This window comes from Chromobacterium aquaticum, assembly GCF_021129195.1.
In the GTDB taxonomy this organism is placed as follows: Bacteria; Pseudomonadota; Gammaproteobacteria; order Burkholderiales; family Chromobacteriaceae; genus Chromobacterium; species Chromobacterium aquaticum.
Genome location: NZ_JAJOHW010000191.1, coordinates 1 through 5047 on the forward strand (window position 1 = coordinate 1; position 5047 = coordinate 5047).

Annotated in this window: 3 protein-coding genes; 1 reads left to right on the forward strand and 2 read right to left on the reverse strand. The window is 64.1% G+C overall.

Annotated elements, in window-relative coordinates:
- Window positions 1-455: 455 nt before the first annotated feature.
- Window positions 456-1343, reverse strand: a complete 888-nt coding sequence (locus LQT98_RS22460; protein WP_231465348.1) for a DMT family transporter — start codon at window positions 1341-1343, stop codon at window positions 456-458.
- Between the two features lie 303 nt (window positions 1344-1646).
- A complete protein-coding gene (locus LQT98_RS22465) occupies window positions 1647-2633 on the reverse strand; it encodes a LacI family DNA-binding transcriptional regulator (protein ID WP_231465350.1) in 987 nt (328 codons plus the stop codon).
- 303 nt (window positions 2634-2936) lie between these two features.
- Between LQT98_RS22465 and LQT98_RS22470 the strand changes: the two genes are divergently transcribed.
- Window positions 2937-5047 (forward strand): HPr family phosphocarrier protein (locus tag LQT98_RS22470; RefSeq protein WP_231465351.1); only part of this gene is annotated, 2111 nt, incomplete at its 3' end.

The following is a 5047-nucleotide window of genomic DNA, read 5'->3' on the forward strand; positions in this document are numbered from 1 at the left end:
ATCAAAGGATTCATGCTTGCTCCATTCTTGCCGCCGACGCTTGCCGGCGGCCGGTATTCAAATCAGCGCAGCCGCTTAGAGCCTGTTCACAGTCTCGCGAGCAAGAGCGAGACAAGGCGAGAACGAGCGAAAAAGCGGAATGTACAAGTGGTACATGGGCATTTTGAGCTTGGTTTCAACGCCCATTTATATCCATCCCGCCGAAGCGCAGCAGACTTTGAACAGGTTCTTAAATCCACATACCGGCCGTCTTCATCCTTTATCAAGGTGACGAATAGCGGGCGCCGCTCACATTCTTTCCAAAACCCTGCGACAGCGTGGTCAACAGCCGCGCGACCTGGTCCTTGGGCTGCGGCGATGTCAAGGCGCGCAATGAAGGTAATATCGGCTAACAAACCCCTGATACTGCGTTGCGCCGACTTGCCTCTGCCGTGAACCCGTCAATATTAGCCGCTCTAACCAGTTTCAGCGCGGCTTGCCTTAAAATTAAACTCCGTGATCAGCATGCCCAGAACAATCAGCCCTGCCCCCAATAAATTCAAAGGCGACAACCGGTCACCCGCCAGAAAATAAGCAAAAACACCACCAAAAAGCGGTTCCAACACAATGATCAATGCGATTCGATTGGGTGACGAGGCAACCTGGGCCTGGGTCTGCACATAAAAACCGATTGCCGTCCCCAATAGGGCGATAATAAGAATCGCATTAATCGTCTCGCTTCGAGAGGGAAGCGCAAATTCATTCAATGCCAACGACTGCAGCAAGGACAAGCCTCCCACAACCGCGACCTGGACAAAGGTGATATTTAATACCCTCGCTGTTTTGCTGGCCTTGGACAAAATAACAATATGCAAAGCAAAGGAAGCCGCGCAGAGCACAACCAGCACATCTCCCCAATGCATGGCCAGATTTTTCAAGGTCAGCAAGGCAAGCCCAATCGTCGCCGTGGCTGCACCTAGTAGCTGACGTTTTTCCGGGCGGGTCTTTAGCAGCCAATAAGCAAACAGCGGAGTGAAGACAACGGCTAATCCAGTAATAAAGCTAGCATTGGAAGCGGTGGTGTAAGCCAATCCTTTGGTTTGAAAAAAGAAGGCCAAATATAACGCAAGCCCAGCGGCAACACCCCCGACCACATCCTGCCGCGAGAAGCGACCCCCTTTCAGCAACACCACCATCAGCATCACCAGCGCAGCGATGAGAAACCGATAGGCATTAAACGCTGAGTCGCTTAGATAGCGTAGCGCATCATGAATGGCAACAAACGACCACCCCCATAAGGCGGTGACTAAAATCAGCGCGGCTTCCCATCCTTGCCTGTGATTGCATGGATCAAGCTTACTCATGGGTTTTTCTTTCCGACTAAGCGACAATGTGTGGAAGAGATTCGCAATAGGCTATCAACTTGCTCCCCATGGCGAAAGTTAGGACCACTAGGTTCGTGGCGGCTTGCGGTCACCCGGACTTCATCTCGGAGCGGGAGACGCAGCTGGGTTGCACAGAAATCCCAATCATGCGGAATCTCGATGACGGCGCGGTGAAGAAGAAGAAAGAAGACGAGTAAGCGCTGGAGCGTGGCTCCGCCAAGAAAAAGCCGGGCGCAAGCGCCCGGCCGTGTTTGCCCCCACATCAACTCGCTACCGCGGTGGCTAGCCGGCGGCCAGACTGGAACCCCGCACCACCAGCCGCCCGCTCAACACCACCTTGCGCGTTGGCCGCTGCGGCTGTTCCAACCGTTCCAGCAACATCGCCATCGCCGCGCGGCCGATCTCGTCCACCGGCTGCTCTATCACCGTCAGCCCCGGCCCGGCCAGCTCGGTCCAGCTGTCGTTGTCGAAACCGGCCAACGCCAATTGCCGCGGCAGTTCCAGCCTCAGCTCACGCACCGCGCGCATCGCGCCCAAGAGCAGCAAGCCGTTGCTGATCACCAGCGCCCGCGGCGCCTCCGCCTCTGTCAGCCAGGCGGACACCGCCTGCTGCGCAGCCTCGGCCGTGGGCGCGACGAAACGCGCCGGCGCGTCCAGCCCGGCCGCCGTCAGCGCCGCGGCGAAACCGGCGTGGCGTTCCGCGCCGGTGCTGCTGGTGTTGCCGAACAGCCCGCCGATGCGCTCATGGCCCTGCTCGCGCAGATGGTCCACCAACAAACCGGCGGCGGCGGCATTGTCCAGCACCACCGCGTCGGCCGCGCCGCCGGGCGCGGCGCGGTCTACCAACACCACCGGGAAACCCAGCGCCTGCGCATCCAGCGTTTCCGCCGTCGCGCGGGTGGCGGCGAAGATCACCCCGGTCACACGCTCCTCCTGCATCAGCCGGAGATACATCGCCTCCTTGTCAGGGTTCTCGTCGGTATTGCATAGAATCACCCGCATGCCGGCCTGATAGGCCACATCCTCCACCGCGCGGCTGACCGCGGTGAAGAAGGGATTGCGGATATCGGACACAATCAGGCCTATCGTGTCGCTATGCTGCGAGCGCAGCCGCCTGGCCGACAGATTGGGCCGATAGCCGGTGGCGGCGATGGCCGCCGCCACCTTGGCTTTCAGCGCCTCGCTCACCGGGCCGTCGGCCAAGGCCCGCGACACCGTGGCCACCGACACGCCCGCCGCCCGCGCCACATCCTTGATGCTGACCGTCATATGGAATCGTTTTCTTTGCCATGAGCTGGATTCAATACCAGCAAGCATACCCTTAAAGTCATATTTTACAACACAGATGCTTGCGGTATCGCAAATCCATGCCGGCGGCGACAGCGCCATATTGACAGTCAAAATGTAATCGTTTTCAATGCAACTCAGCTGATGCGCCGACGCGTGCCGCCGCAAAGAACGATGGCGAGAATCCGGCCAATTCGCTATAGAGCCGCTAAGAGCCTGTTTGCGGCCATCACGCACACTGGACCAGAACCGCATCGCCCCCTGAACAGATAGATAGAGACCGCCATGCACGACACCGGATCGCCCTCCTCCCTGATCCAGCCGGAACTGATCCGGCTGGCTTGCCAGCCCGCAGACAAGGAAGCCGCCATCCGCCTGGCCGGCCAATTGCTGGCCGACGCCGGCTGCATAGAACCGGCCTATATCGACAGCCTGCTGCGGCGAGAAGCGGTGGCCAACACCTTCCTGGGCAATGGCCTGGCCATCCCACACGGCATGGTGGAAGACCGTCAGCTGATCCGCCGCACCGGCATCGCCATCGTGCAGATCCCGGACGGGCTGGAATGGAACCCTGGCCAGCGTACCCGCCTGGTCTTCGCCATCGCCGCCCAGTCCGACGAACACATCACCCTGCTGCGCCGGCTGACCCGGCTGCTGCAAGACCAGACGCGGCTGGAGCAGTTGTTCACCACCACGGACCCGGCCCGGATGCTAGCGCTGCTGGAGGAAAGCCCGGCGCCGGCGCCAGACGCCGACGCCGCGGTGGCCGACCTGGCCGAGCGCGCGCAATGGATAGTCGATTACCCCAACGGCCTGCACGCGCGCCCGGCCGCGCAATGGGTGGAAGCGGCGCGCCGCCACGCCGCCCAACTGCAAGTGCGCCACGGCCAGGACGCCGCCGACGCCAAGAACCTGATCAGCCTGCTACAGCTGGGCCTGCGCCACGGCGATACCGTGACCGTGTCCGCCCAGGGCCAGGATGCCGCCGCCGCGCTGGCCGGACTGCTGGCCGCGATGCGCGACGCCTCGGCCCAGGAACAGACCGACGCCGCGCTGGCCGCGCAAAAAGCGCAGCTGCTGGCGGCGCAGCAGGGCTGGACCCCGCCCGGCCGCCCGCTATCCATCGCCGGCGTCGCCGCCAGCCCCGGCCTCGCCATCGGCCGCGTGCGCGTGCTGCAGGCCGGCCGTCTGAACGTGCCGGACCGCCCGGTGGCGCTGGGCGAAGGCGGCGACCGCCTGCACGCGGCGCTGAACGCCACCCGCGTCGAACTGACCGAACTCTCCGCCGCCACCGCCGCCAAGCTAGGCCAGACCGAGGCCGGCATTTTCCGCGCCCAGGCCGAGCTGCTGAGCGATACCGATCTGATCACCCTGGCCTGCCAACTGATGGTGGCCGGCCATGGCGTGGAATGGGCCTGGCACCAGGCGGTGGAACGCATGGCGGAACGGCTGGCCGCGCTCGGCAATCCGCTGCTGGCGGCGCGCGCCGCCGATCTGCGCGACGTCGGCCGCCGCGTGCTGCGCCAGCTGGACCCGGCGCTGAACGGCGCCACCCTGGCCGATATCGACGGCGACGACTGCATTCTGCTGGCCGCCGACCTCACCCCGTCCGACACCGCCAGCCTGGACACCAGCCGCGTACGCGCGCTGGCCACCGCCCAGGGCGGCCCCACTTCGCACACCGCCATCCTGGCGCGCACCCTGGGCCTGCCGGCGCTGGTGGCCGGCGGCCCGGCGCTGCTGGACATCGCCGACGGCACCCCGGCCATCCTGGACGGCATCGGCGGCAGGCTCTACCTGAACCCGGGCGCCGCGGACCTGGCCTCCGCCCGCGCCTGGCAGGACGCCCAGCAGCTGACCTTGCAGCAGCAAGCCGAGCAAAGGCAGCGTCCGGCGCAGACCACCGACGGCCACCGCGTGGAAATCGCCGCCAATATCAACCGTCCGGATCAGGTGGCGGCCGCGCTGGACGCCGGCGCCGAGGGCGTGGGCCTGATGCGCACCGAATTCCTGTTCCTGGAACGCGAGCAGGCGCCCAGCGAGGACGAGCAATTCCAAACTTACAGCGCGATGATGGCGGCGCTGGACGGCCGCCCGCTAATCGTGCGCGCGCTGGACATAGGCGGCGACAAGCAGGTGGATTACCTGCAGTTGCCCGCCGAGGAGAACCCCTTCCTCGGCATGCGCGGCTCGCGCCTGCTGCTGCGCCGCCGCGATCTGCTGGAACCGCAGCTGCGCGCGCTCTACCGCGCCGCCCGCGGCGGCAAGCCGCTGGCCATCATGTTCCCCATGATCACCTCGCTGAAAGAAATCACCCGCCTCAAGGGCTGGTGCGAAGGCATACGCCGCGAACTGGACGCGCCGGAAGTGCCGCTGGGCATCATGGTGGAAGTGCC

What these genes read in the sequence shown, in the direction of transcription:
- LQT98_RS22460 (WP_231465348.1), bottom strand. Translation starts at nt 1,343, where the DNA reads ATGAGTAAGCTTGATCCATGCAATCACAGGCAAGGATGGGAAGCCGCG.
- LQT98_RS22465 (WP_231465350.1), bottom strand. Translation starts at nt 2,633, where the DNA reads ATGACGGTCAGCATCAAGGATGTGGCGCGGGCGGCGGGCGTGTCGGTG.